We start from the raw sequence: 24,883 nt of genomic DNA, 5'->3' as shown, positions 1-24,883 counted from the left end.
TTTGCGCGGAATGGGATGCGGCAGCGTGCACGCCCGGTTCTGATGGTGCGCAGACAGGAAGACGGCCCGCGGCTGATGACAACCGCGGGCCGCCGGGTCTGCGCTGCCTGCCGAAGGTCAGAGCAGGAAGGCGTCGGCCGAGAAGTCCGCCACGGGCAGGGCGACCTCGAAGAGGAAGTTGCTTGTCCCATCACCGTCGGTGTCAATGCCGACGCTGGTATAGCCGGCATTGACGGAGGCAGTGATGCGCACCTCGCCGGCCGTGCCCGTATACGCGCTGCTGCCGATATAGGTCATCGTCTCGTGAGCGCTGGTTGACGGATCGATATCGAAGGTGGAGAGGTCGATCCGGTCGCCGGCGGCGATATCGAGATCCATGATCCGGTCACGCGAACTGGTGCCGGCGTTGCTGTCGGTGAGTGACTGGAACACGAAGCGGTCGGCACCGTCGCCGCCGGTCATGATGTCGCGGCCGGAACCGCCGATCAGGACATCGTCGCCGTCACCGCCCGACAGCGTGTCATTGCCGGTGTTGCCGAGCAGAATGTCGTCGCCATTGCCGCCCGCCAGTAGATCATCTCCGGAATAGCCGTCAAGCTGGTTGTTGCCGCCATCGCCGGTGACGGTGTCGTTCTCGGTGCCGGCGATCACGTTTTCGATCGAGATCAGCGTGTCGTCATGCGGCGCAGTGCCGGTTGAGAGGTCGATGGTCAGATCGACATGCTGTTCGACATAGCTGATGGTGTCAGTGCCCGCGCCGCCATCCAGTGTGTCGGCGCCGTTGCCGCCGCGCAGCAGATCGTCGCCATTGCCGCCGGTCAGAACGTCGTCACCATCCGCACCGGCCAGCCGATCATTTCCGTCACCACCGATAAAGATGTTGTCGATGCTGGTGCCGTTGAAGATGTCGTCGCCGCTGCCGCCGATCAGCCCTTCGATCGAGGCGAAGCGATCCTCGTTCCCTTCAGTGGCGCCCAGGAAGACGGTGACGCCCGTCATGCGGTCCTGATAACTGGCGAAGTCGAAGCCGTCGCCGCCGATCAGGGCATCTTCACCCAGACCACCGATCAGGATGTCGTCGCCGCCGCTGCCGCTCAGGCGATTGTCGCCGGCATCGCCAATGATGGTGTCGTTGAAGGTGGTGCCGGTGACGTTCTCGATGGAGGTGAGGGTGTCCTGGTCCGAGGTGGTGCCGCTGGCAAGGTCGATGGTCATGCCGGCAGTGGCATCGGTTGCCACGAAGGTATCGGTGCCGTCGCCGCCGTCAATCTGATCGACGCCTGCGCCACCATAGATGATGTCGTCGCCAAGCCCGCCGCTGATCGTATCGTCACCGGCATAACCGACCAGCGTGTTCGCGCCGTCATTGCCCGTGATCACGTCGTCGAACTGGCTGCCGTAGAGGTTTTCGATGCCGGTATAGATGTCGCCATTCGCCTCACCGGCCGTGCCCATGCCCGTGGCAAGACTGGCCGTCACGCCACTTGCAGCCTGGAGGTAGGCGACCCCGTCCAGGCCCTCATTGCCGATGAGCGTGTCGCTGCCGGCCGAACTGATCAGGATGTCGTTGCCGCGGCCACCGTCGATCCGGGCACCGTCGATCGAGAAGATGACGTCGTTATGGTCGCTGCCGAGGATGGCTTCGACATTCTGAAGCTGATCGATCGGCGTGCCGGTGGAGAATCCCGCATAATTCCCTTCACCCGCCTGCCCGGTGGTGAGGTCGATGCGCATGCCGGCGCCGGCGCCGAAGAAGCTGACGGTATCGAAACCGGCGCCGCCATCGATGGTGTCCGCACCATCACGACCGTTCAGGAAGTCGTCGCCGAGACCGCCGTTCAGCGTGTCGTCGCCGGCGCCGCCGTCCAGCACATTGGCGCCGGCATCTCCGGTGAGGGCGTCGTCGCCCCAACCCCCGGTCAGGCTCTCGATCGAGATGAACGTGTCTCCGTCCGTATTGGCACCCGTCGCGAGGTTGGCCGTGACGGTGGTGGTGCGGTCGGAGTAGCTGACGGTGTCGACGCCGTCGCCGCCGTCGAGGGTGTCTGCACCCAGGCCGCCGTCGAGGATGTTGTTGAGGTCATTGCCGGTCAATTGGTCGGCGCCCGCACCACCGATCAGATTCTCGATGGAGACGAAGATGTCGCCGTCGCTATTGGCGCCGGTTGCGAGATTGGCGGTGACGGGTTCCAGATCGGTGCGGTAGGCATAGCTCACATAGTCGTTGCCGTCGCCGCCATCCAGTTTGTCTTGGCCCTTACCACCGTCGAGGACATTGTCATAGGCGTTGCCGGTCAACTCATCGTTGGCGTCACCGCCGATCACACCTTCGATCGAGGTCAGTTGGTCACCATCGCTGGTGGTGCCGATGGATATACCGGTCACGGGGTCTACGGTCAGGGTGACGGTGACCTTGGTTTGCCGGGTCGTGGAGGGATTGCCGTAAAGATCTGTGAAGGTGAGGGTGTCGAAGCCGTCGCCACCATTGATTATGTCGGCCCCAAATCCGCCATCAATGATATTTGCCCCACCATCGCCGATAATGGTGTCGTCGCCGCTGCCGCCGATGGCGCCTTCGACATTGGTGAACTGGTCGCCGTCGGAGGCCGTGCCGGCGGCGAGGTCGATGGTCAGGCTGGTCGTATAATCGGCGTAGCTGACCCGGTCGTAGCCGGTGCCGCCGTCGATCACATCGGCACCGGCGCCGCCCACGAGGATGTCGTCTCCGTCGCCGCCATCGAGGATGTCGGTGCCGCTGCCGGCGGTAATCCTGTCATTGCCGGCGCCGCCGTCGAAGGTGTCGTTGCCGCCACCGCCGGTGATCACGTCCTGACCCTCGAGGCCATAGAAGGTTTCGTTCGCGGTGGTGCCGGTCAGCGTGTCATTGCCTGCCGTGCCGATGATATCGGTCAAGGTCGATCTCCCCATCACATCTTCGAAGTGCGGCCCCGGGCTTCGGCGACCGCGGTTCCGCGTCCAGTCTGTTTGCAGATCCTGGTATGTGATCGGGGTGTCGGTCAATCATACGATGATCAAGATCGAATGACGCGATCGTATGTTGTAGAATTCTGACAAAGTATCAGCCGGATGCGATTTTTATGGTGAAGATATGATGAATGCCCGCAGCCGGTTTACTTGATCCCCGCCCGCATGAACGACTGCACGAAGGCCCGCTGGAAGATCAGGAAGGCGATCAGCAGGGGGGCGGCCGACAGCAGGGTGGCGGCGGTGATGATCGACCAGTCGATGCCCTGATCGGTGGAGGCGAAGACGGCGAGCCCCACCGTCAGCGGCCGGGTTTCGACCGAGCGCGCCACGACCAGCGGCCAGAGGAAATTGTTCCAGTGGTGGCTGATCGACACCAGGCCATAGGCGACATAGACCGGCTTCGCCAGCGGGATATACACCCGGCGGAGCAGGCCGGGCAGGCTGCAGCCTTCAAGCCGCGCGGCGTCGTCCAGCTCTTTCGGGATGGTCATGAAGGTCTGGCGGAGCAGGAAGATGCCGAAGGCCGAGGAGACATAGGGAATGGCGATGCCGGTGATGGTGTCGACCAGACCCAGCTTTTCGAGCGTCGCGTAATTCTGCACGATCAGCACGTCGGGCATGATGGTCAGCTGGACCAGGACGCCCAGGAACAGCAGGTTACGGCCCGGAAACCGCAGCCGTGCGAAGGCGAAGGCGGCCAGCGTGCCGATCACCAGCTGGGCGGCCAGCGTGCCGGTGACCAGCATCACGGTGTTCAGCATGTAGCGCGGGAAGGGGGCCGCTTCCCAGGCTGCACGGAAATTGTCGAGGGTGAGCGGCGCCGTCAGGTCGAAGCGGGTGGCATAGGCGCCGGGGTGGAAGGCGGTCCAGACCGCATAGAGCAGGGGCGCCGCCCAGATGAAGGCGAGCAGCCAGGCGCCGAGGTCGACCAGCCGGGGCAGGCGGGCGACCAGCCGGGGCAGGCGGGTGGCAGGTCCGGCCGGGACGCGGGACGCGGGCGGGGGCGTGGTCGCGGTCATCGATAATGCACCTTCCGGTCGAGCAGCACGAACTGGCCGATGCCCACCAGCGCCAGAATGATCAGCAGCACCACCGAGATCGCCGCCGCATAGCCCGTGTCCCAGAAGCGGAAGCCGGTTTCATAGACATAGAGCAGCAGCAGCATGGTGGCGTTGTCGGGGCCGCCGCGGGTCATGATCATCACATGGTCCACCATGCGGCAGGCATTGATGATGGCGTTGACCAGCACGAACAGCGTGGTGGGCGCGACCAGCGGCCAGATCACCCGCCGGAACCGCGACCAGGGACCGGCGCCTTCCAGCGTCGCCGCCTCGATCAGCTGGGGCGGGATCTGGGTGAGGGCGGCCAGGTAGAAGATCATGAAAAAGCCGGCCTCCTTCCAGATCGCCACCACGATCACCGCACCCAGCGCCGTTTCCTGCTGGCCCAGCCAGTTGGTGGCGCCGAAGCCCGCAAGCCCGGTCAACTGATCGAGCAGACCGTAGGAGGGGGTGTAGAAGAACAGCCAGATATTCGCGACCGCGATCATCGGCAGTACGGTGGGCGTGAAGAAGGCGAGCCGGGCGAGGCCGCGGCCGCGGATCTTCGACGACACCAGCATCGCCATGCCGAGCGAGATCAGGATGGTGGCGGGCACGGTGCAGAGGGCGAAGATCAGATTGTTCCAGAGCGCCTTCAGGAAGGCCGGATCGTCGAGCAGCCAGAGATAATGGTCGAGGCCGATGAATTTCGACGGCCGTGCCCCCTTGGGTGTGGAATAGAGCGCCGTGACGAAGGTCTGCACCGCCGGCACATGGGTGAAGGCGGCGAGCAGGACGACCGCCGGCAGCAGCATCAGGCTGGCGGGCAGTAGATGGGTGCGGCGGAAGGTCATCGGCGGCGATCCGGTGGCGGTCGAAAAACGGAGCCGGCCCGGCCCCTGCGCGCAGGCAGGGACCGGGCCCGCGGGACGGCAGCTCAGCGATAGGGGCGGAGGATGCGGGTGGCTTCGGCCTGGGCCGCCTCCAGCGCCGGCTTCGGCTCGGCGGCACCGGTCAACACCGCCTGCAGTGCGTTGTTGAGGGCAGTGGTCACGCGCTGGTTTTCATGCGTCGACAGCTCGGCGACCGCATAGTCCAGCTGGTCGCGGGCGACCGCAGCGGCCGGGAAGCCCTTCACATAATCCTGCATCGCCGGGGTCTGCCAGGCATCGGGGCGCACGGCGACATAGCCCGTGTCGATGCCCCATTGTGCAGCGCGCTCGGGCGTGCTCATCCAGGTGACGAAAGTGGCTGCGGCCGCCTTCTGGGCGTCGGTGGCGCTGGAGAAGACGTAGAAATTGCCGCCGCCGGTGGGCGAGCCGCGGCGTGCCTTGGCCGGCAGCATGCCGACACCGAAGTCGAAGGGCGCGTTCTTGCGGATATTGGTCAGGTTGCCGGTTGTGGTCCAGATCATCGCCGCCTTGCCTTCGAAGAAGTCGCGCGGCGTGGTGCCCCATTCCACGATGCCGGGGGCGTGGATCTTCTCCTTGGCCGACAGGTCGCGCCAGAAGGTCAGCGCCTCGACCACCTTCGGGTCGTCGTAATGGGTGACGGTGCCGTCATCGCTGGCCAGCTCGACGTCGTTCTGGGTGGTCAGCGCCTGGAACAGCCAGTAGGGGAAGCCCGAGGACGGGATCTGCACGCCCCAGCGGGTGACATTGCCCGAGGCGTCGGTGCGGGTCAGCTTGTGGCCCATGGCCACGTATTCGTCCCAGCTGTCGGGGCCCTTTTCGGGGTCGAGACCGGCCTCGCGGAAGGCCTCCTTGTTCCAGAAGGCGACGATGGTGGAGCGCTGGAAGGGGATGCCCCAGGTCTTGCCGCCGGCCTGGCTGTTGGCCATGAAGGCCGGATAGAATTTGGACGGCAGGGCCTTCTGGGCGTCGGTGGTGGCGATGTCGTCGAAGGCGACGATCGCGCCCTCGTCGATCAGCGTGTACATGTCGGTCGACAGCATCACCGCGACCTCGGGCGCGTCGCCGCCCTTGAAGGCGGTCAGCGCCTTGGTGACCGTGTCCTGATAGCTGCCCGAATAGATCGGGTTGACGTCGATCTCGGGATGTTCGGCTTCGAAGGCCGCGACATAGCCGTCGATGATCTTGGTGATCGGCCCGCCGACGGCGACCGGGTAGTAGAAGTCGAGCGTGGTCTTGTCTGCGGCAAAGGCGCTGCCGGCGACCATGGTCGAGGCCAGCAGGGCGGCAGCCAGCGTGCCGGTGACGGTGCGGAACATGGGTGCGGTTCTCCGGTGAGCAGGCAGGATCAGGGTCTGAGCAGGTCGGCCGCGGTGCCGGCCGGCGGGTCGACGCGCCGGCCGGTGGCAGCGTCGAAGACGTGCAGCCGGCCGGGGGCGATGGTCAGCGCCACGGCGGTGCCGGGCGCGATGGCATGGTGGCCCGGAACCCGGGCGGTGAGACGGCCGGCGCCCGGCGCGTAGCCGTCGAGATCGATGCCGAGGATCGCATCCGCCCCCAGATATTCACGCTCGGCGACCCGGCCGGCCAGGGTATCGGCGGCGGCGATCGGTGTGCCGGGCGGGGTGGGGCGGATGTCTTCGGCCCGTGCCCCGGCCAGCAGACCGGGCGCCCGGGCCGGCGCGATCAGCCCGATCGGCGGCTGGCCGATGAAGCGGGCGGCGAAGACGGTTTCGGGGCGGTCGTAGAGCCGGTCGGGCCGGGCGGCCTGTTCGATGCGGCCGCCATTCATCAGCACCACCTGATCGGCCATGCTCATCGCTTCGGCCTGATCATGGGTGACATAGACCATGGTCAGGCCCAGGCGCTGCTGCAGGGCGCGGATCTCTCGCCGCATCTCGGCCCGGAGCCGGGCATCGAGATTGGACAGCGGCTCGTCCATCAGGCAGAGCGGCGCCCGGGCGACCAGCGCACGGGCCAGCGCCACACGCTGCTGCTGCCCGCCCGACAGCTGAGAGGGCCTGCGGTCGAGCAGCTGGCCGAGACCCAGAAGATCGGCCGCTTCGGCCAGACGCCTGCGACGTTCCGCGGCCGGAACCCCGCGCACCTCCAGCCCGAACAGGATGTTGCGGGCGACATCCAGATGCGGGAACAGGGCGTAAGACTGGAACACCATGGCCAGGCCACGGGCCGCCGGCCCGTCGCGGGTGACGTCGCGGCCGCCGATCAGCACCCGGCCCTCGTCGGGCTGGTCCAGGCCGGCGATGATCCGCAGCGTGGTCGACTTGCCGCAGCCCGAGGGGCCGAGCAGCACCAGCATCTCGCCAGGCTCTGCCCGGACCGACACGCCGTCGAGTGCGGTCACCCCCGCCCAGCGGCGGGTGATGCCGTCGAGATCAAGGCCGATACCGGTGGGGGAGGGCTGAGGCGCTGTCATGCGGCGGTCTCCGCGGTGGTGACGATCACGCGGGTGCCGGCAGTGTCGAGCAGCCGGGCGAGCGCCGGCGGCAGGGCCGCATCGGTGACCAGAAGATGGGCGTCCTCGATCCGTCCGCCGCTGGCGCTGGCGGGGCGGCCGAATTTGGTGGCATCGGCGATCAGCACCCGCTGACGGCAATGGGCCATGATAGCCTGACGCGCGATCACCTCGTCAGGGGTGAAGTCGAGCAGGGTGCCGTCGGGATCGATGCCGCCCGCACCGGCGATACCGAAATCGACCCGATAGGCGGCGAAGACCCGCGCGGCCGCCTCTCCGGTGACGCCGCGATCGCTGAGCCGGCCGCCTGCAATGGTCACGTCCATCCGGGGCGTTTCTGAGAGCAGGGCGGCAATGGCGACATTGTTGGTGATGACGGTGAAGGCGGCCTCCCGCTCCGCCAGCGCGCGGGCGACCTGTTCGGGCGTGGTGCCGATGCCGAGCGAGACCGAGGCGCCGTCGGGGATGAGTGCCGCCACGGCGCGCCCGATCCGGCGCTTGGCATCCAGGTTCAGAACCTGACGGGTGCCATAGGCGATGTTGCGGTCGGGCCAGGCCGCCCCGCCATGCATGCGCTTCAGCCGGCCGTCATCGGACAGCGCGTTGACGTCGCGGCGGATGGTCTGGGGCGTCACCCGGAAACGGGCGGCCAGCGCGTCGATGCCGGCATAGCCGGTCTCGCGGACGAGCGACAGGATTTCGGTACGGCGGCGGGTCGTGTTCATGGGCCTGATCCTGTCCGCGCCACGTCATCGGTTCAAAGGAAGGTTCGGTTTTCATTTGATGACGGTTCGGCGACGGAAGACCGTTCGTTCGCGCAAAAGGTGCTTTTCGAATGAACGGTCGTTGGCTCAGGCAAATCGACACTGGCCGTCGAACGGGGTTGGGGATAGAAGCTTCATTTGATCCACGGGCGGGCAATCTGCGACACTGGGACAGCCGGCTTCCCCGCGCGCCGCGACGCCCGATGGATCGGGGAGAACATCCCCGACGGGACACGGGTAAAGAACGAGACAGGGACGAAGGCGATCTTATCCATGGACAGACGAGCCGGTTCATCCGACACGAGCGGGGCAGCGCGTCCGCCCCAGCGCGAGCTGCCGGTGGCCATCCGCGAAGGCCGGCCGACCGATGCCGCCGCGGTGACCCGTGTGGGGGTCGCCGCCTGGGAAAAGGGGCCCGGCAGCGTGCTGCCGTCGTCGGCCCGTGCACCGATGGCCGACGGCAAGATGTTCGACGCCCTGCTGCGCCAGACGCCGGGGCGGATTCTGGTCGCCGATGTCGGCGGCCATGTCCTGGGCCTGGCGGTGGGCGATGCCGAGGGGGAGCAGCTGACCGATCTCTGGGTCGATCCGCGCGCCTGGGGGCGGGGGCTGGGCAGCCGCCTGCTGGCCGCCTTCGAACAGGCTGCCGGAGAGCGCGGCCGCAAGCGGATCGTGATCGACGTTCTGGAAGGCGACGAACGGGGGCTGGGCTTCTGCCGCCGTCGCGGCTATCAGGCGGTCGGCCGGTCGACCGTCCGCGACCGGGACCTTCATATGATGATCGGCAAGATCCGCCTGGAGAAGCGCCTGGCCTGAGCCGGCGCCCCCGCCGACTGTGGCGAGAATGTGTCACCCGGGACTGCACGTGTATCGGGTAAACCGCGGTTGATCGCCGTTTACACGCCGTTTACATGGATCGGCTATGACGAGAGCGTGACACCCCCCGAAATGCGGGGGCCGGGTGGCGGCGCCGCCCGTGCCTCGCGAGTGTGAGTACGCTCTGACCATGATCAATGTCGGATCGATCCGCGGCCGCCGGAGCCGCCGCCCTGCTTCCCGTCTGCCTGCTTCCCGTCTGACCGCGGCCCTGGTGGCCGGCACCGCCCTGGCGGGCGGGCTGGCCGCCCTGGTGCCCGCAGGGCCCGCCCGCGCCGACCAGCCGGGCGGCATCATGAATTCGGTGGACATGATCGGCGCCCGCGCGCTTTGGGAGCGCGGCATCACCGGTCAGGGTACCGTGGTGGTGGTGATCGACAGCGGCGTCGAGACCAGCCATCCCTTCCTTGAGGGCAAGGTGGTCGACGAGGCCTGCGTCGGCATTTCAGCCGGTGGCCAGACCGGTGATTGCGGCGGCGGTGCCGATTTTGCGACCGGCGAGGGGACGGCGACCCCCGATTATGACGATCCGGACGCCAATCACGGCACCCATGTCGCCGGCACGATCGCCGGCAATAATGGCGAGGCCTATGGCGTGGCCCCCGATGCGAAGATCGCGGCGATCCTGATCAAGAGCCCGGATGGCGGGGACGAGGAAGACGGCTGCGGCGAGGGCGACCCTGATTGCGCCAGCGCCCTGAATGACGGTCTGACCCGCGCCTATTCGCATGTCATGGAGCTGGCCCGGCAGTACCGGGTCGTTGCGGTGAATATGAGCCTGGGGGCCGGTGAGTATTCCGGCGTCTGCGACGAACAGACCCCCGGCGGTGCGGCGCTTTCCGAAGCCTTCCAGACGGCCCAGGCTTCGGGCATCGCCAATGTCGTGGCCTCGGGCAACGAGTACCACACCACCACCGTTTCGACGCCCGCCTGCCTGACCGGGGCCATTCCGGTGGGCGCGGTGGACAGCGACGAGATCATCGCCGTGTTCTCGAACCAGTCGGAACTGGTGGAGCTGATGGCGCCGGGCGTGGGCATCGTCTCGTCGGTGTTCAACGGCGAATATGACGAAATGGACGGCACCTCGATGGCGACGCCGCATGTGGCGGGCGCCATCGCGCTTCTGGCCTCGGCCTCTCCCGGTGCCTCGGTCAACGAGATCTATCAGGCCCTGGCGCTGACCGGCAAAGAGGTCACCTATGACGACGCGACCCTGACCGAGCGGGTGGACGAGCAGGGCCAGCCTCTGCCCGAGAAGCTGGTTTTCCGCCTGATCCAGGTCGACAAGGCCGCCTTCCTGCTGATCGCGAGCCGGGCCGATGCCATGACGCTGGCGGCGACATCTGACCGCGGCCGGGTGATGGGCACGACCTTCCGGAACCTGGTGGGCGAGGATTTCGCCACCGATCCGCTGACGGTCTATCGCGCGCTCGACGTGGTCGGCCGCTCGGGCATGGACGGCGCGCTGTCGCAGCTCAGCCCCGACCGCAACACCGCCACCGCCGAGGCGACGCTGGCCCTGCTGGGCGAGATCGGCCGGACGGTGTCGGCACGCCTGGGCGCCGTGCGCCAGGGCGGTGCGGGCGTGACCGCGGCCATGGATGCGCCGCGCCAGTTCGCGGCCGCCGCCACCGTGATGGCCGATGTCACCTCGGGCAGTTCCAGCCTGGCCTCGCTTGCCCGCCTGCCGGGCATGGAGGGTGGTGAGACCGGCGGCTGGGTGCGCGGTTTCGGCCAGTGGCTGGATCGGGACGCGACGGCAGAGCGCTATGGCTATCGGGCGAGCGGCGGCGGTGTGATCGCCGGTATCGACACCATCGTCGGCGAGGGCTGGCGGGTCGGCGGCTTCACCGCCTATGGCCGCAGCAGCACGAAGACCGATGGCGGCCTGGGCGAGGGCACGGCGGATCTGGCCACCCTCGGCGTCTATGGCGGCTATACCAAGGATCGCTACCACCTGGATGGGTCGCTCTCGGTCGGCTATGGCTGGAGCGAGACCGACCGCGTGATCGCCCTGCCGGGCCTGCTGCGCACCGCGAAGGGTGAGACCGAGGGTCTGACCGTGCAGAGCCGGATCGCGCTGGGCGCCACCTATGACGTCTCCGGCTGGTCGGTCGGCCCCGAGGCCTGGGTCGGTTATACCGGCCTGCAGCAGAAGGGCTATACCGAAACCGGCGCCGGCAGCCTGAATGCGCGGGTCGACGAGCTGTGGCTGGGCGAGGTCGGCACCGGCCTCGGCGTCACGGTCGGCCGCGGCTTCGACCTGGGCGGCCCGGTGCTGATGCCGGCGGTGACGCTGGGCATGGGCTATCGCAGCCCCACCGGCGACGACAGCATGACCGGCGTGCTGGGCGGCACGGCGGCGGGCGCCTACAACCTGGATCTGGCGCGCGAGAACGAGCTGACCTTCGATCCCGTCGTCGAGGCGGTGCTGGCGGTCGACGGGTCGACCAGCGCCTATGCCTCGTGGCGTGGCCGCTTCGGCGACGGTGTCGCCGACCAGGCCGGTACGGTGGGCGTGCGCATCACCTGGTGATCGCAGACGTTCAGCGACGACGACAAGACGAAGGGCCGGACGAGCGATCGTCCGGCCCTTCGTTCTGGGTGATCCGGTGGCAGGCCGTCAGGCGGTCTGGCGGGCGCGCATGTCGAGCACGGTCAGCCGGCCGTTTTCGGTAACCGCGGCCAGCCAGTCGCCATCGTCGCTGATCGCGATATCGACGACCGGGCTGCCCGAGGGTTCGGTGATCGGGGCGCCGGTGCCGGCCCCCGGCACCGCCACCACCAGCCCGTGATCATAGCCGATCATCAGGGTCGGCGATTTCGGATGCCAGAGCACCGCCGTCACCCCCGTGCCATAGGGCTGGGGGATTTCGGTCGGGGCCTTGCCTTCGGGGCCGGTGCGGCCGGCAAAGGACCAGACGATCACGTTCGACGAGCCGCTGGTCGCCAGCATCCGGCCATTGGGCGTGAAGGCGAGGCTGCGCACCTTGGTGTCATAGCCGGCCATACGCAGCTTGTGGCCATCGGCCAGGCGCCAGGCATTCAGGGTGGAATCGCCGGTGGCGGCGACCAGCCAGTCGCCATCGGGCGAGATCCGCCCGCCGATCAGCTGACCCTCGACCGGCAGCCGTTTGGGCGACTTGCCGAACGAGGCCGTCCACCAGAGCGTCACCCCGTCGCCATGGACGACGGCCAGCCGCTTGCCCTTGGGATGGAAATCGAGCCCCGTGACGGTGCGCGGATGATCGTCGCCATCGCCGGTGATCCGGCCCTGGCGATCGATCAGCACCACGCGCTTGCCCGCCGCCGCCGCGCGAAGGCCGCCCTGAGGCGACGTCGCCACGGCTTCCACCCAGCGCCGCCCCAGCTCTGCCAGCACGGTGACGCTGCCCTCGGCCGAGACCGAGGTGACCTTGCCGTCATCACCGCCGGTCAGGAAGGCGCCGGCGCCGATGTCGCGGGCGAAGGACAGCACCTGGCCCTTGTGGGCCTGAACCGCCGAGCCCAGGGTGAAGCCGTCATTGCGCCGGAAGATCCGCACGCTGCCGTCGCCCAGCGCCACGGCCAGGGCCTCACCTTTGCGATCGAAGGCGAGACCCACGGCCGGGGCGTCGAGATCCTCGCTGCGCCGGCGCGAGGCCAGGCGGCTGAAATAGCTGTCGGGTGCCGGGGTATCAAGCAACGTTGCCATCGAACCCCCGCTTCAGCTCGGCGGCATCCAGGTCGCGGCCGATCATCACCAGACGGCTGCGCCGGGTCTCGCCCTCCGCCCAGGGGCGGTCGAGCGTGCCTTCCGAGATCATGTGCACGCCCTGCAGCACGAAGCGCCGGTTCTGGCCGGCGAAGTTCAGGATGCCCTTGAAGCGCAGGATGTCCTGGCCCCTGGTCATCAGCAGCATGCTGAGCCAGCTTTCGAACAGCGTCTTGTCGAGCGGCTGGTCGGTGGTCAGCGACAGGCTGGAGATCGACAGGTCGTGGTCGTGGGCCAGCACGCCGGGCGTGGCCGGGGCGTGATCATGGTCGTGATCGTGGTCATGATCATGGTGGTCATGCCCGTGGTCGTGGCCATGATCATGATCGTGGTGATGATGGTGGCCGTCGCCCTCGGTCAGGAAGTCCGGCTCCAGCGCCAGCGCGCGCTTCAGGTCGAAGGCACCGCGGCCGAGGATGGCATCCAGGGCGACATTGCTGCGCTCGGTGCGGTGGATCTGCGCCAGCGGGTTCAGCCGGCGGATGGTGGCTTCCACCCGCGCCAGCGTGTCGGCATCGACCAGATCGGTCTTGTTCAGCACGATGATGTCGGCGAAGGCGACCTGCTGGGCCGCTTCCGGCGCGTCGACCAGGCGCTTTTCAAGGTTCAGCGCGTCGACCACCGTCACCACGCCGTCCAGCTGGGTGCGGCTGGCGATGTCGCGGTCCAGGAAGAAGGTCTGGGCGACCGGTGCGGGTTCGGCAAGGCCGGTGGTCTCGATCAGGATGCCGTCGAGATTGCCCGAGCGCTTGAGCAGGGCACCGACGATCCGGATCAGATCGCCGCGCACCGTGCAGCACAGGCAGCCATTGTTCATGGTGAAGACTTCCTCGTCCGCGTCCACGACGAGGTCGCCGTCGATGCCGATCTCGCCGAACTCGTTGACGATGACGGCATATTTGCGGCCGTGCTGTTCGGTCAGGATGCGGTTGAGCAGCGTGGTCTTGCCGGCACCCAGGTAACCGGTGAGCACGGTGACGGGAATCTTTTCCATGAGGTCCTCGGACGGGAGGGAATGGTTCAGGCGTCGGATATGGCAGGTCCGGAGCGGCGCGCCAAGAGCCGGGTGCGCGTCGGGGGCAAAAGCATAGCACCCGTGCGGGGGCCGTATACAACCGGCTTCTGATCCGTGCCGGCCGGGACGCTTGCGGCTGCGACGAAACCCGACATCGACGAAACCCCGCCGTGCAGCGTATGTTTCCCGAAGATCGTCACCTTCGGGAGCATCAGGATGACCGACACCCGCAGCACGCGCCGGATTGCCCCTCGCGCAGCCCTGGTTCTTGGCGCCGCCCTGGTTGTGGGCGTCACCCTGTCCGGTGCGCCGGTCCCGGCGGCGGCAGCGGCAACCACGGCGGCGGCGCCGGCGGCCGCGGTGCTGCAGACCCCCGATTTCGTGGCCCAGCTGGGCTATGTGGAAGGCCATCTGCGGGTCGGCGGCGCGCTTTACGCCGATGGCCGGCGCGAGGAGGCCCTGGTTCATTTCCGCCACCCGGCGGCGCATATCTATCCGCTGATCGCACCGTCGATCGCAGCCCGCGGCATCGCCGGCTTCGATGCCGAACTGGATGCGGTGCGCGCGGCGGCCGAAGCCCAAAAGCCTGCGGCCGAGGTTTCGGCGGCGATCGACGCGGTGATGGCGAAGCTGAAGGCGGCCGCCGGTTCGGTGCCGGTCGAAGAGCGTCGCGACATCCATACCGGGCTTAAGGTCGCGAGCCTGATGCTCGACACCATCGCCGCCGAATACGGCCAGGCGATCAGCGGCGGGCGGATCACCAATGCTGCCGGCTATCAGGACAGTCTGGGCTTCATGCAGGTGGTGATCGGCATCCTGCGCCAGGCCCAGCCGCGTTTTCAGCAGGCCGATCCCGACCGCTGGAAGGCGGTGGCGGGCGATCTGCGCCAGCTGGCCCGGGCCTGGCCGTCGCTGGTGCCGCCGGCCGAGCCGGCGCTGTCGGCCGGCGAGGTCGAGGCGCTGACCTCGCGCCTGCGCCTGGCACTCGACGGGTTCTGAGGGCCCGGATGAAGACCGCCCATCGCGACGACAGCCGGCCCAGGGCCCGCCGGCGGCCGAAACGGCGCCCCTGGCTGGCGCTTGCCGCCATTCTGGTGCCGCTGGCGGCCGCGGCGGTGCTGGCGCTGGTCCGCGGCCTGCCCTGAGCCGATCAGCCTGAGCCGATCAGCCTGGGCCGGGCAGCCTGAGCCGGTCAGCCGGCGGCTTCGGCCGCCAGCCAGATCCCGCCGGCCATGAGCGCCAGCCCCGCCCCGATATCGATGCGGGCCAGGCTGCGGGCCCCGAGCCTGCGGCCGAAGCGGCTGCCGGCCGCCGACAGCATCACCCACCAGCCGAGCGAGCCGAGGAAGACCCCCGTCGCCAGGGCGGCCGGCACCAGGGGCCCGGCGCCCGCGGGCGTGGCACCCAGGCCGAGCCCGGCGAAGAGGCCCGCGAAACTCGCGATGGTCATCGGGTTGGAGAGGGTGAGCAGGAAGGCGCCGAGCACGTCGCGGCCGGCCCGGCCGGTGCTGGCCGCAGGGCCGGCATCGCCGCTGGCGAGCACCACCCGGCCGCGGCGGACCGCCCCCAGGCCGATCCAGAGGATCAGCGCGGCCCCGGCCAGCCGCGGCCAGAGCGGATCGATCGCCGCCACCCCCAGCGCCGCGCCGAGGCCGAAGGCCGCAATCACCGCATAGACGAGATCGGCGGCGGCGACCCCGAAGCCCGAGGCGAGCCCGGCGGTGAAGCCGCCGGTCACCGCGCGTCTGAGGCAGAGCAGGCCGACCGGCCCCACCGGGGCTGCGACCGCAAGGCCGAGGGCCATGCCGCGGAGAAGGGCATCGAGCGGCGTCATGACGTCACCTCCGAAGGCGGCAGGCCGGCAATGGGGCCGCTGTCGGGAAGGGGCGCGGCGTCGGGAAGGGGCGCAGTGTCGGGAAAGGGCGAGGGGGCGCCGTCGTCCTTCGGCGACGAGAGGGCGATCATGCTGTGGCTGCGGACGAGCGCGCCGGTCGCCTTCAGCCGGCCGAGCAGGGCTTCGAGCCCGGCGATGTCCGCGACCCTCACTTTCAGCAGATAGGACCAGTCGCCGGTGACGTGGTGGCATTCCAGCACCGCCGGATCGGCACGGAGCGTCTCGACGAAGCCGGCTTCGACCGCAGGGCCACCCAGCGCCACGAACACGAAGCCCAGCACCCCCCGGCCGATGGCCGCAGGGTCGACGCGCAGCGTCATGCCGCGGATCACCCCGCGTTCGGTCAATCGGCGCACGCGATCGTGGGCGGCAGAGGCGGAGAGGCCCGCGGCCTGCCCCAGCTCGGCCATCGGCGTGCGGGCATCGGCCTGAAGCCGGGCGATGATTTTCCGGTCGGCGTCGTCGATCATCGGATGGTGTCCTGAGAAATCCATGTTAGTCAGGATAATATACGTCTTCAGGAGATATGGGAAGATGGTGTCCTGAAAATTACCACACATGGTGAATGCCATCCGGAGTCAGGCGATCGGCTCTCTGGCAATGAGAATGAGTTGCAATTGCGTAAGACTCCGTTTAGGTTTCGGCGTGTGAGGCGGTTGCGACATGACGTCGCGATCGCTCCCCCTTAGAGCCAGCCACCCAGCATGGGGGCCGTTCCGCCGTTTGGTCGCGCTGCGGCCGGGGTGGCCCCCATGCCAGGCAGCCAGTGCCCGCTCCCGGGCGTGGCGCCGCGCCCCACCCGGGAGCGGCACTGCGCCCGTCCGGTCATAAGAACCGCCGTGAGAAGGCTTGGCCCCGTGTCGTTCCATGTTGCACCCAACCAGGGCATTGCCCGCCGCCGTCTGTCGGCGCTCGGCCTTGTGCTTGCCGCCGGCACCGCGCTTGCCGCCGGTACCGTGCCCCATCATGCCCGTGCCGCCGATGCTGCCGCCCCGGCAGACGAGATCCAGCTTGCCGCCGGCCGGGCGCCGATCGAACTCGATCCGGTAACCGTGCTCGGCACCCGCACCGAGAAGACCGCGAGCGAGGTGCCTGCCTCGATCGGTGTCGTCGGACAGGAAGAGATCAAGATCCGCCAGGCCGATGATCTGGGCGATCTGGTCGACGACATGCCCGGCGTGGAGATGTCGGGCGGCCCGCGCCGCACCGCCATGCAGCCGGTGATCCGCGGCCTGACCGGAGAGCGGGTGGTGCTGCGCGTCGATGGTGCGCGGCAGAATTTCGAAAGCGGCCATCGCGGCCGGATCTTCATCGACCCCTCGCTGCTGGAACGGGTGGAAATGCGGCGCGGCCCCGCCTCCTCGCTCTATGGCAGCGGCGCCATCGGCGGCGTGATGGAGGTCGACACCCTCAGCCCCGGCCGGTTCCTGGAAGACGGTGAGCCCTGGGGCGGCGAGGTCGGTGTCAGCTGGGAAAGCAATGGCGACGGTTTCGGCGCCCATGCGATCGGCGCGACCCGGCTTGGCGCCAACGCCGAGGCCCTGGTCGGCATCACCGGCTTCGATGCCGATGATCTTGAGAACGGGTCGGGCGAGACCATCCCCTATACCGCCGACGAGGTTCGCAGCGGCCTGGCCAAGCTGGTCTTCCGGCCGGCCGAAGGCCACGAGCTGACCGCGTCCTATCTGCAGTTCCGCGACGACCACATCATCCCGTCGGCGGCCAATACCAACACCAACAGCATCATCGTCGACCGCAAGACCGACCAGAAGACCATGACGCTCGGCTGGCGCTTCGACGGCAACGGCAACCCCTGGTTCGATCTGGATGCGAAGGTCTACCGCACCGAGACCAGCCTCGACGAACGCCGCACCGATACCGGCCGCTTCGACGAGACCGATCTTGCGACCACCGGCATCGACATCGCCAATACCAGCCGCTTGCAGCCAGGAGGCTTCGGCAGCCATGCGGTGACCTATGGCGTGGAGGCCTATCGCGACGAGCAGGACGGCAAGCGTGACGGCGGTGCCCGGCCGCAATATCCGGATGCGCAGCAGGACATTTTCGGCCTGTTCATCCAGGACGAGATCGTGTTCTTCGAACGCCTGACCTTTACGCCGGGCGTGCGCTACGATCGCTTCGACCGTGAGGCCGATGGCCTGGCGAGCAAGTCCGATGATGCCGTCAGCCCGTCGATCTCGGTCGCCTATGCGGTCACGCCCTGGCTGAAGGCCTATGCCAGCTATGCCGAAGCTTTCCGCGCGCCCTCGCTGACCGAGCTTTACGCAACAGGCCAGCACTTCCCCGGCAATAATTTCGAAGCCAACCCCGATCTGCGGCCGGAGACGGCAAAGAACAAGGAAATCGGCCTGACCCTGTCGGAGACCGATGTCCTGACCTCGGGCGACCGGCTGACCGGCCGGGTTGCCGCCTTCCGCAACGATGTGGAAGACTTCATCGAGATGAAGGTGGATATGTCTAACTGGCCGGCTCCGGGAACCACCACCCGCGACAACGTCCAGAACGCCCGGCTGGAAGGTGTGGAATTCGAACTCGCCTATGATGCCCCGCTGTGGTTCGCGACCTTCGGCGCCGCCCGCATCCGCGGGGACGACCGGACCGAGGGCGATCCGCTGGGCGGGCTGCCGGGCGACAAGGTGTCGGTGGGCGGCGGCCTGAAGTTCATGGGCGGCGACGTGGTGACCGGCTGGCGCATGGTCGCCCATGACCGCCAGGACCGGATCGCCAATGGCGAGACCGTGACCCCGGGCTATGCCGTCCATGACGCCTGGATCAGCTTCCAGCCGTCGGATGGCGGGTTGCGCGGGGCGCGCTTCGACCTGGCCGTCGACAATGTCTTCGACAAGACCTATCGCCAGGCGCTGTCGGAACTGGACGATCCGGGACGGACCGTCAAGCTGACCGCCGCCTATCGCTTCTGATCCGACCCGCCGTTCTTAGCGGAACGACCCGACAAGGACCGCCGATCATGCACACCGAACCCGCGGACGTCCGTATCGAGGCCGAGAGCGGCCAGCGCTCGCAACCGCGTACCGGCCCGGGCGGGCCGGCCAGCCTGGACAGCCATGCGCTGCTCGGCGCCGCGGGGGAGGTGCTGATCGCGCATTGCGGCGAGACCTACCGTCTGCGCCGTACAAGACAGAACAAGCTGATTTTGACCAAGTGAGGCGAATGAGATGACCATGCCCTCCATCGATCAGAGCGCCGACCTTGCCGCCCGCCGCGCGGCCCTTGCCGCGGCCGAGCCGGGGCTGCGCGTCCGCGACCAGGCGGCCCGTCTGGGCGTGTCGGAAGGCGAACTCGTGGCCTCCGGCATCGGCGGCAACGTCATCCTGCTGGATGCGGAGCCGGGTGATCTGATCCGCGCCGTGGAAAGCCTGGGTCCGGTGATGGCGCTGACCCGCAACGAGCATGCGGTGCACGAGATCGTCGGCACCTATGGCAATGTCTCGCTCGGCGCCCATGCCGGCCTGGTGATCAACAAGCCGATCGACCTGCGCCTGTTCCTGAACCGCTGGTTCGCAAGCCTGGTGGTCGAGGAAGCCCGTGGCGACACGAAGCTGTCCAGCCTGCAGTTCTTCGACCGCCATGGCGTCGCCATGCACAAGATCTATCTGCGCCCGGAAAGCGACCGTGCGGCCTGGGCGGCGCTGATCGAGGCGAAGCGTGCCGCGGTGCAGGTGCCGCCGGCCTTTGAACCGGCGCCCGAGGCCGACGGGATCCCGGCCGAGGCGCCGGCCGGCTTCGACGCCGGTTCCTTCCTGTCGGATTGGGAACATCTGGCCGATACCCACGACTTCCTGCCGATGCTGAAGCGCCATGGCGTGTCGCGCCCGGCGGCGCTGAAGCTGGCCGAAGGCCGCTTTGCCCGCCGGCTGAGCCAGGGGGCGTTCCGTGCGGCGCTGGAGGCTGCGGCGCGCGATCAGGTGAAGATCATGATCTTCGTGCCCAACCCGGGCTGCATCCAGATCTCGGGCGGGACCATCCAGCGCGTGGAGCCGCGCGGTCCCTGGATCAACATCCTGGATCCGGGCTTCAACCTGCATGTCCGCGAGGACCATATCGCCGCCGCCTGGCAGGTCGACAAGCCGACCGTCGACGGCACCGTGACCGCGGTCGAGCTGTATGACGAGGCGGGGGAGCTGTTCCTGATCATGGTCGGCGTGCGCGAGACCGGCGTGCCGGAGCTGCCCGAATGGCGCGCCCTGGTTCATGCCCTGCCGGGGGTGACCGGCTGATGCGCCCGGCCGACCTGAACCGGCGGTGGTTCCTGGCGGGCCTGGCCGCGCTGGGGGCCGGCGGCGCCGTCTCCGGCCTGGTCGGCCGGGCCGCCTTTGCAGCAGATGCCGCCGCATCGGACCGGTTTGTGACCATCGGTGCCGCCGTCACCGAAACGGTCTGGGCGCTGGGGGCGGGGGATCGTATCGTCGCGGTCGATACCACCAGCCAGAGCCCGGCCGAGGTGATGAAACTGCCCAAGGTCGGCTATATGCGCACGCTGGCCGCAGAAGGGCTGATCGCCACCGGTGCGACCCGGGTGATCGCCGATGACGGCGCCGGCCCCGCCTCGACGCTCGATCAGGTGCGTGCGGCCGGTATCGATGTGCGGATGATCCATTCCGCGACCCGGATCGACGAGGTCGAGGCGGCGATCATGGCCGTGGGGAAGGCTGTCGGGATGGAAGGCCCCGCGGCCGAACTCGGCCGGACGGTTACCGCCGAACTCGCCAGCCTGGCCGCGGCGGCCGAGACCCGCGCGCATCACCCGTCGGTGATGTGCGTGATCGGCGTCGGCAATTCCGGGCTGATGGCTGCCGGCCGCGACACCGCGGCCGCGGCCGTGATCCGGCTGGCCGGCGGCCGGAATGCCTTTGACGAAGTGGCTGACTACGCCCCGGTTTCGGCCGAGGCGGCAGCGGCGGCGGCGCCCGAGGTGCTGGTGATGCCGGAACATGCCATCGCCCGCATGGGCGGCCGCGAGGCCATTCTGAACCTGCCGCAGCTCAGGCTGACGCCTGCCGCCCTGGCGGGGCGGCTGCTGGCGATCGACGGCCGGGCACTCGCCGGGCTCGGCCCCTCTACCGCCCGGATCGCGGCCGGCTTTGCCGCCGGGCTCGACAGGGCAGGGGTCTGACGTCGTGGCGGTCGTGACCGACCAGGCGGCCGTGCCGCCGGCGATCGCCGGCATCGCCGATGCCCGGGCGCGCGCCCGGCGGCGCATGGGCGCGGCGCTGGTGATCGCGCTTCTGGCGGTGGCGGTCGCGGCACTCGCGACCGGGCCGCTCGCCATCGCGCCGGCCGATTATCCGGCGGTGGCGCAGGCGCTGATGGCCCGCTTCGGCTGGATCGATCCGGCCGCGGTCGACATCGCCCGGGCCGATCAGGTCAAGGCGGCGGTGCTGATGGATATCCGCCTGCCCCGGCTGATCCTGGGGCTGATGGTGGGCGGCGTGCTGGGCCTGTCGGGTGCCGTGCTTCAGGGGCTGTTCCGCAACCCGCTGGCCGATCCGGGGCTGATCGGCGTGTCGTCGGGGGCCGCACTCTTCGCGGTGGCGGCGATCGTGCTTGGCCATGCGCTGGTGCCGGCGCTGCCCGACTGGGCGGCCGCGGCGATCGTGCCGGTGGCCGCCTTCTGCGGTGCTATCGCCGCCACCATGCTGGTCTGGCGGCTGGCGGGCGGGGCTGCGGTGGATGGGGCAGCGGGAGGGCAGGACATGTCGCTGCTGTTGCTGGCCGGTGTGGCGATCAGCGCGATCGCGGCGGCCGGCGTCGGCCTGTTTTCGTATATCGGCGACGACCAGCAGCTGCGGGAACTGACCTTCTGGGCCATGGGTGGCCTGGGCGGGGCGCGCTGGGCCTTGATCTGGGCGCCGGCCATCGCCATCGCCATTGCGGCCTGGCTGCTGCTGCCGCTGGCCCGGCCGCTGGATGCCCATGCGCTGGGTGACCAGGACGCCTATCATCTGGGGATCGACGGCACAAGGCTGCGGCGCCGGGCGGTGATCGGCGCGGCGCTGGGTGTCGGTGCCGCGGTCGCGGTCTCCGGCACGATCAGCTTCGTGGGGCTGGTGGTGCCGCATCTGGTGCGGCTGGCCGTGGGCCCCGCCCATCGCGGCGTGCTGCCGCTGTCGGTGCTGGCCGGTGCCGTGCTGCTGGTCGGCGCCGACCTGCCGGCGCGGCTGGTGGCTGCCCCCGCCGAACTGCCGATCGGCATCGTCACCGCCCTGATCGGCGGGCCGTATTTCATTCATCTGCTGCGCGCCCGCATCCGCGGTGGCGGCATCTGATCCACCGGAGGGCCCCGATGCTGAGCCTGACCCGCGTCACCTGCCGCCGTGGCGGCCGGACCCTGGTCGATGAAGCCGATCTGGACATTCAGCCGGGGCGCCTGGTCGCGATCCTGGGCTGTAATGGCGCGGGCAAATCCACCCTGCTCGGCCTCGCCACCGGCGCAATTCGCCCCGATGGCGGGCGGGTGGCGCTGGACGGGGTGTCGCTGGAGCGGATCCCGGCCGGGAAGCTTGCCCAGAGGCGGGCGGTGATGGGGCAGGCCGACATGCTGGGCTTCGCCTTCACCGCGGCCGAGGTGGTGGCGCTGGGCCGCGCGCCCTTCCGCGGCGTGGCGACGCCGGACGAGGATGCGGTGGCGATCCGCCAGGCGATGGCGGATACCGGCATCGGGCCGCTGGCCGATCGCATCGTCACCCGGCTGTCGGGCGGCGAACGCCGCCGGGTGCAGCTGGCGCGGACGTTGGCCCAGGCGGCGGGTTGCCGGGCCGAGCCGGGCACCCGCGCCCTGCTGCTGGACGAGCCCAATGCCGCGCTCGACATTGCCCGCCAGCGCGATCTGGCGCGGGTGATGCGCCAGGCGGCCGATGGCGGGCTGGCGGTGGCGGCGGTTCTGCACGATCCGGATCTGGCGGCGGCGGTCGCCGACGAGGTGGTGCTGATGCGGGCCGGGCGGATCCTGGACCGCGGCGCGCCTGCCCGGGTGCTGACGGCGGCAGCGCTGGATGCCGTCTATGACGTGACCGCCCATGTGGTGCTGGACGGCACCACCGGCAGGCCGCGGATCGGCTTCAGCTGGCTTTGAGCCGGGCCGCCCGTCAGGCGACGGCGGCACCGGGCAGGCTGGCGGTGGCCGGGCGCCGGCGCGGGTCCAGCACCAGGGTCAGGCGCTGCGGCCGGCGGAAACCTTCGCCGGTGATGGTGGGGTCGCAGTCCTCGGCGGGGCGGATGTCCTGAAACCCGCCGGCCAGGCGGCGCAGGGCTTCGGCGATGATCGCCGAGGCGAGCGGCCGGCCCGGACAGGCATGGCGCCCGGCCCCGAAGGACAGCACCGGCACCGGCGGCCGCCCGGGCAGGAAACGCTCCGGGTCGAAACGATCGGCCGCCTGGAAGACGCTTTCGTCGCGATTGGCACTGGCCAGGAAAACCCTGACCGAGGTGCCGCGCCGGACCTCGATACCGCCCAGCATGGTATGGCCGCGCACGAAGCGGGTGGTGTCGTGCTGGGGCGGCTGGAAGCGCATCACCTCCAGCGCGAAACTGTCGGCCAGGCTGGGCTCCACCGCCAGGCGGTCGATCAGATGGCGATGATCCAGCAGCACCGCGAGCGCATTGGCGATGGCCGAAAGCGGGGTTTCGACGCCGGCCGCCATCATCAGCAGCATCAGCCGCATCAGCTGGGTGCGTTCCAGTTCCGAGGCCATGCGCTGCACCCTGAGGGCCAGCGCCGCCGGGCGCGGCGACAACCCCTCGTCGATCAGCCGGCCGATTTCGGCTTCGAGCGCCCGGCGGTCTTCGACCACATCGCCCAGATCGACATCGGCGGTTTCGATATAGCGGCTGACCCGCGACAGATGCCGGGCAAGCCGGTCGCCGGTTTCGGCATCGATGCCGAACAGGCCGCGGATGACGCCCCGGGCGATCGGCTCGGCCAGGGCTGCGATCGCATCGACCGGCCGGCCCGCCGGCAGGCCCGATATCGTGGCGCCGATGATGCCCGGGGCAAGCCCGGCCACCGCCGCGGCCACGCCCTCGAATCCCAGCAGATGCTGGGCGGCGCGGCGCTGGGCAAGATGGCGGGCGCCATCGATGTCGAGCAGGGTTTCCCCGAAGGCCTGGCGGGTACGCTTGAACGGGTATTCGACGGTGAAGACCGGGTCGGTCAGCACCCGCATGACATCGGCATGGCGCACGACGCAAAGCTGGCCCAGCCGGTCCGACCACCAGACCGGCCGGTCGCGGCGGGCGCTGGCATAGGCCGGCCAGGGATCGGTGCGGAAGGCCGCGCTGCCGAAATCGATCGGCTCGGCCCGGCCACCGTTTCCGGCCTTATTGCCCTGTCCGATCACTGTCATCGGTGCCCCCGCACGGATCTTTCATCCCCCGTCATGGTTCCAGACTAGCATGAACTGCCGCATCGCAACACGCGTGGGACCATCGGTCATCATATGGGGTGGTCGTATCGGCCCGCCAGAGGACGTGACGTCGCGGGGAGCCGTGCGGCCGGGAAATTGCACTGTCATGGGCCGGCCTGCGCCCGGGACTTGCCGTTGCGGGGCAGCCGCTGCCTAATCAGGGCAGGCGTGTCGCTGCGGACACCGCCCTCCCGCCTGCGGCCGACGGGAAGAAAGTCGCAGAAAGACGTCGCAGAAAGACGTCATAGAACGAAAAGGGGTCCTGCCTATGAAGCTGATCGACGAATTCCGCGTCTTCGCGGTCAAGGGCAATGCCTTCGACCTGGCGGTGGGCGTCATCATCGGTGCCGCCTTCGGCGCCATCGTCACCTCGCTGGTCAACGATGTGATCATGCCGCCGATCGGCTATCTCACCGGCGGCATCGATTTCACCGACATCTTCATCAATCTGTCCGGCGGCGACTATCCAAGCCTGGCGGCCGCCAAGGAAGCGGGCGCCGCCACGATCAATGTCGGCGTCTTCCTGAACCGGGTGATCAGCTTCCTGATCGTCGCCTGGGTGCTGTTCCTGCTGGTCCGGCAGATGAACCGCCTGAAGCGCAAGGAAGAAGCCGCCCCGACCGTTCCGGCCGCCCCGCCGCCGCCGGCGCCGGAATTGCTGGTGCTGCAGGAGATCCGCGATCTGCTGGCGTCGGAGCGCGGCCAGCCGAAGCCCTGATCC

The 24,883-nt window shown here is 68.9% G+C and carries 22 protein-coding genes; 11 read left to right on the top strand and 11 right to left on the bottom strand.

The annotated features are described in order from the left end of the window. Window positions 1-117: 117 nt before the first annotated feature. From WI697_RS07215 to WI697_RS07190, 6 genes are all read right to left on the bottom strand, one after another. Window positions 118-3,021: a beta strand repeat-containing protein gene (locus WI697_RS07215; RefSeq protein ID WP_345957972.1), complete on the bottom strand. Its 2,904-nt coding sequence runs from the start codon at window positions 3,019-3,021 to the stop codon at window positions 118-120. A gap of 110 nt (window positions 3,022-3,131) precedes the next feature. After that, window positions 3,132-3,929: a carbohydrate ABC transporter permease gene (locus tag WI697_RS07210; RefSeq protein WP_345958107.1), complete on the bottom strand. Its 798-nt coding sequence runs from the start codon at window positions 3,927-3,929 to the stop codon at window positions 3,132-3,134. Between the two features lie 74 nt (window positions 3,930-4,003). Further along, a complete protein-coding gene (locus tag WI697_RS07205; RefSeq protein ID WP_062767227.1) occupies window positions 4,004-4,882 on the bottom strand; it encodes a carbohydrate ABC transporter permease in 879 nt (292 codons plus the stop codon). 83 nt (window positions 4,883-4,965) lie between these two features. Continuing rightward, a complete protein-coding gene (locus WI697_RS07200; RefSeq protein WP_345957971.1) occupies window positions 4,966-6,258 on the bottom strand; it encodes an ABC transporter substrate-binding protein in 1,293 nt (430 codons plus the stop codon). 29 nt (window positions 6,259-6,287) lie between these two features. Further along, window positions 6,288-7,376 carry an ABC transporter ATP-binding protein gene (locus WI697_RS07195; protein ID WP_345957970.1) on the bottom strand — a complete coding sequence of 363 codons (1,089 nt, stop codon included), beginning with the start codon at window positions 7,374-7,376 and terminating at the stop codon, window positions 6,288-6,290. Further along, window positions 7,373-8,140 carry a DeoR/GlpR family DNA-binding transcription regulator gene (locus WI697_RS07190; protein ID WP_345957969.1) on the bottom strand — a complete coding sequence of 256 codons (768 nt, stop codon included), beginning with the start codon at window positions 8,138-8,140 and terminating at the stop codon, window positions 7,373-7,375. The genes WI697_RS07195 and WI697_RS07190 overlap by 4 nt, the downstream gene beginning before the upstream one ends. 312 nt (window positions 8,141-8,452) lie before the next feature. Here WI697_RS07190 and WI697_RS07185 point away from each other — a divergent pair, with 312 nt between their 5' ends. Together WI697_RS07185 and WI697_RS07180 are read left to right on the top strand one after the other, a co-directional pair. Next, the gene (locus tag WI697_RS07185) at window positions 8,453-8,995 is read left to right on the top strand and encodes a GNAT family N-acetyltransferase (protein WP_345957968.1); all 543 of its coding nucleotides are present in this window, start codon (window positions 8,453-8,455) and stop codon (window positions 8,993-8,995) included. 274 nt (window positions 8,996-9,269) lie between these two features. Beyond that, window positions 9,270-11,591, top strand: coding sequence for an autotransporter domain-containing protein (locus WI697_RS07180; protein ID WP_345957967.1), 2,322 nt, complete (start codon window positions 9,270-9,272; stop codon window positions 11,589-11,591). An 87-nt stretch (window positions 11,592-11,678) separates the two neighbouring features. Here the strand turns inward: WI697_RS07180 and WI697_RS07175 are convergent, their stop codons facing one another. Beyond that, window positions 11,679-12,749, bottom strand: a complete 1,071-nt coding sequence (locus WI697_RS07175; protein ID WP_296711692.1) for a WD40 repeat domain-containing protein — start codon at window positions 12,747-12,749, stop codon at window positions 11,679-11,681. Next, window positions 12,733-13,803 carry a CobW family GTP-binding protein gene (locus WI697_RS07170; protein ID WP_345957966.1) on the bottom strand — a complete coding sequence of 357 codons (1,071 nt, stop codon included), beginning with the start codon at window positions 13,801-13,803 and terminating at the stop codon, window positions 12,733-12,735. Before WI697_RS07170 ends, WI697_RS07175 begins: the two co-directional genes overlap by 17 nt. Window positions 13,804-14,040: 237 nt before the next feature. Here WI697_RS07170 and WI697_RS07165 point away from each other — a divergent pair, with 237 nt between their 5' ends. Next, window positions 14,041-14,823 (top strand): hypothetical protein, encoded by a 783-nt coding sequence (locus WI697_RS07165; protein WP_345957965.1) that lies wholly within the window; start codon window positions 14,041-14,043, stop codon window positions 14,821-14,823. Window positions 14,824-14,831: 8 nt separating this feature from the next. Further along, entirely contained in the window at window positions 14,832-14,969 is a 138-nt protein-coding gene (locus tag WI697_RS07160; protein WP_298640763.1) for a hypothetical protein, read from the top strand. A 47-nt stretch (window positions 14,970-15,016) separates the two neighbouring features. On the opposite strand, the gene WI697_RS07155 is transcribed toward WI697_RS07160, so the two are convergent. Together WI697_RS07155 and WI697_RS07150 are read right to left on the bottom strand one after the other, a co-directional pair. Then, on the bottom strand, window positions 15,017-15,658 hold the full coding sequence (locus WI697_RS07155; protein WP_345957964.1) for a LysE family translocator: 642 nt from the start codon (window positions 15,656-15,658) through the stop codon (window positions 15,017-15,019). Beyond that, entirely contained in the window at window positions 15,655-16,188 is a 534-nt protein-coding gene (locus WI697_RS07150) for an Lrp/AsnC family transcriptional regulator (RefSeq protein WP_345957963.1), read from the bottom strand. Before WI697_RS07150 ends, WI697_RS07155 begins: the two co-directional genes overlap by 4 nt. A gap of 387 nt (window positions 16,189-16,575) precedes the next feature. Here WI697_RS07150 and WI697_RS07145 point away from each other — a divergent pair, with 387 nt between their 5' ends. Genes WI697_RS07145 through WI697_RS07120 form a run of 6 tightly spaced genes read left to right on the top strand, consistent with a single transcriptional unit; the run spans window position 16,576 to window position 22,832 of the window. Beyond that, window positions 16,576-18,660, top strand: coding sequence for a TonB-dependent hemoglobin/transferrin/lactoferrin family receptor (locus WI697_RS07145; protein ID WP_345957962.1), 2,085 nt, complete (start codon window positions 16,576-16,578; stop codon window positions 18,658-18,660). Window positions 18,661-18,707: 47 nt separating this feature from the next. Continuing rightward, window positions 18,708-18,905: a hemin uptake protein HemP gene (locus WI697_RS07140; protein ID WP_296711722.1), complete on the top strand. Its 198-nt coding sequence runs from the start codon at window positions 18,708-18,710 to the stop codon at window positions 18,903-18,905. Between the two features lie 10 nt (window positions 18,906-18,915). Next, entirely contained in the window at window positions 18,916-19,977 is a 1,062-nt protein-coding gene (locus WI697_RS07135) for a hemin-degrading factor (RefSeq protein ID WP_345957961.1), read from the top strand. After that, complete coding sequence (locus WI697_RS07130; RefSeq protein ID WP_345957960.1) at window positions 19,977-20,873, top strand: heme/hemin ABC transporter substrate-binding protein; 897 nt, start codon at window positions 19,977-19,979, stop codon at window positions 20,871-20,873. The genes WI697_RS07135 and WI697_RS07130 overlap by 1 nt, the downstream gene beginning before the upstream one ends. A 4-nt stretch (window positions 20,874-20,877) precedes the next feature. Next, the gene (locus WI697_RS07125; protein WP_345957959.1) at window positions 20,878-22,026 is read left to right on the top strand and encodes a FecCD family ABC transporter permease; all 1,149 of its coding nucleotides are present in this window, start codon (window positions 20,878-20,880) and stop codon (window positions 22,024-22,026) included. 17 nt (window positions 22,027-22,043) lie between these two features. Then, entirely contained in the window at window positions 22,044-22,832 is a 789-nt protein-coding gene (locus WI697_RS07120; RefSeq protein ID WP_062767195.1) for an ATP-binding cassette domain-containing protein, read from the top strand. A gap of 13 nt (window positions 22,833-22,845) precedes the next feature. Here WI697_RS07120 and WI697_RS07115 read toward each other — a convergent pair whose 3' ends face one another. Next, the gene (locus WI697_RS07115) at window positions 22,846-24,102 is read right to left on the bottom strand and encodes a cytochrome P450 (protein ID WP_345957958.1); all 1,257 of its coding nucleotides are present in this window, start codon (window positions 24,100-24,102) and stop codon (window positions 22,846-22,848) included. Between the two features lie 328 nt (window positions 24,103-24,430). On the opposite strand from WI697_RS07115, the gene mscL reads away from it, so the two are divergent. Then, entirely contained in the window at window positions 24,431-24,880 is a 450-nt protein-coding gene (mscL, locus tag WI697_RS07110) for a large conductance mechanosensitive channel protein MscL (protein WP_062767190.1), read from the top strand. The last annotated feature ends 3 nt before the right edge of the window (window positions 24,881-24,883 follow it).

Source organism: Tistrella mobilis (assembly GCF_039634785.1).
In the GTDB taxonomy this organism is placed as follows: Bacteria; Pseudomonadota; Alphaproteobacteria; order Tistrellales; family Tistrellaceae; genus Tistrella; species Tistrella mobilis.
This window is presented reverse-complemented; position numbering and strand designations above follow the sequence as displayed.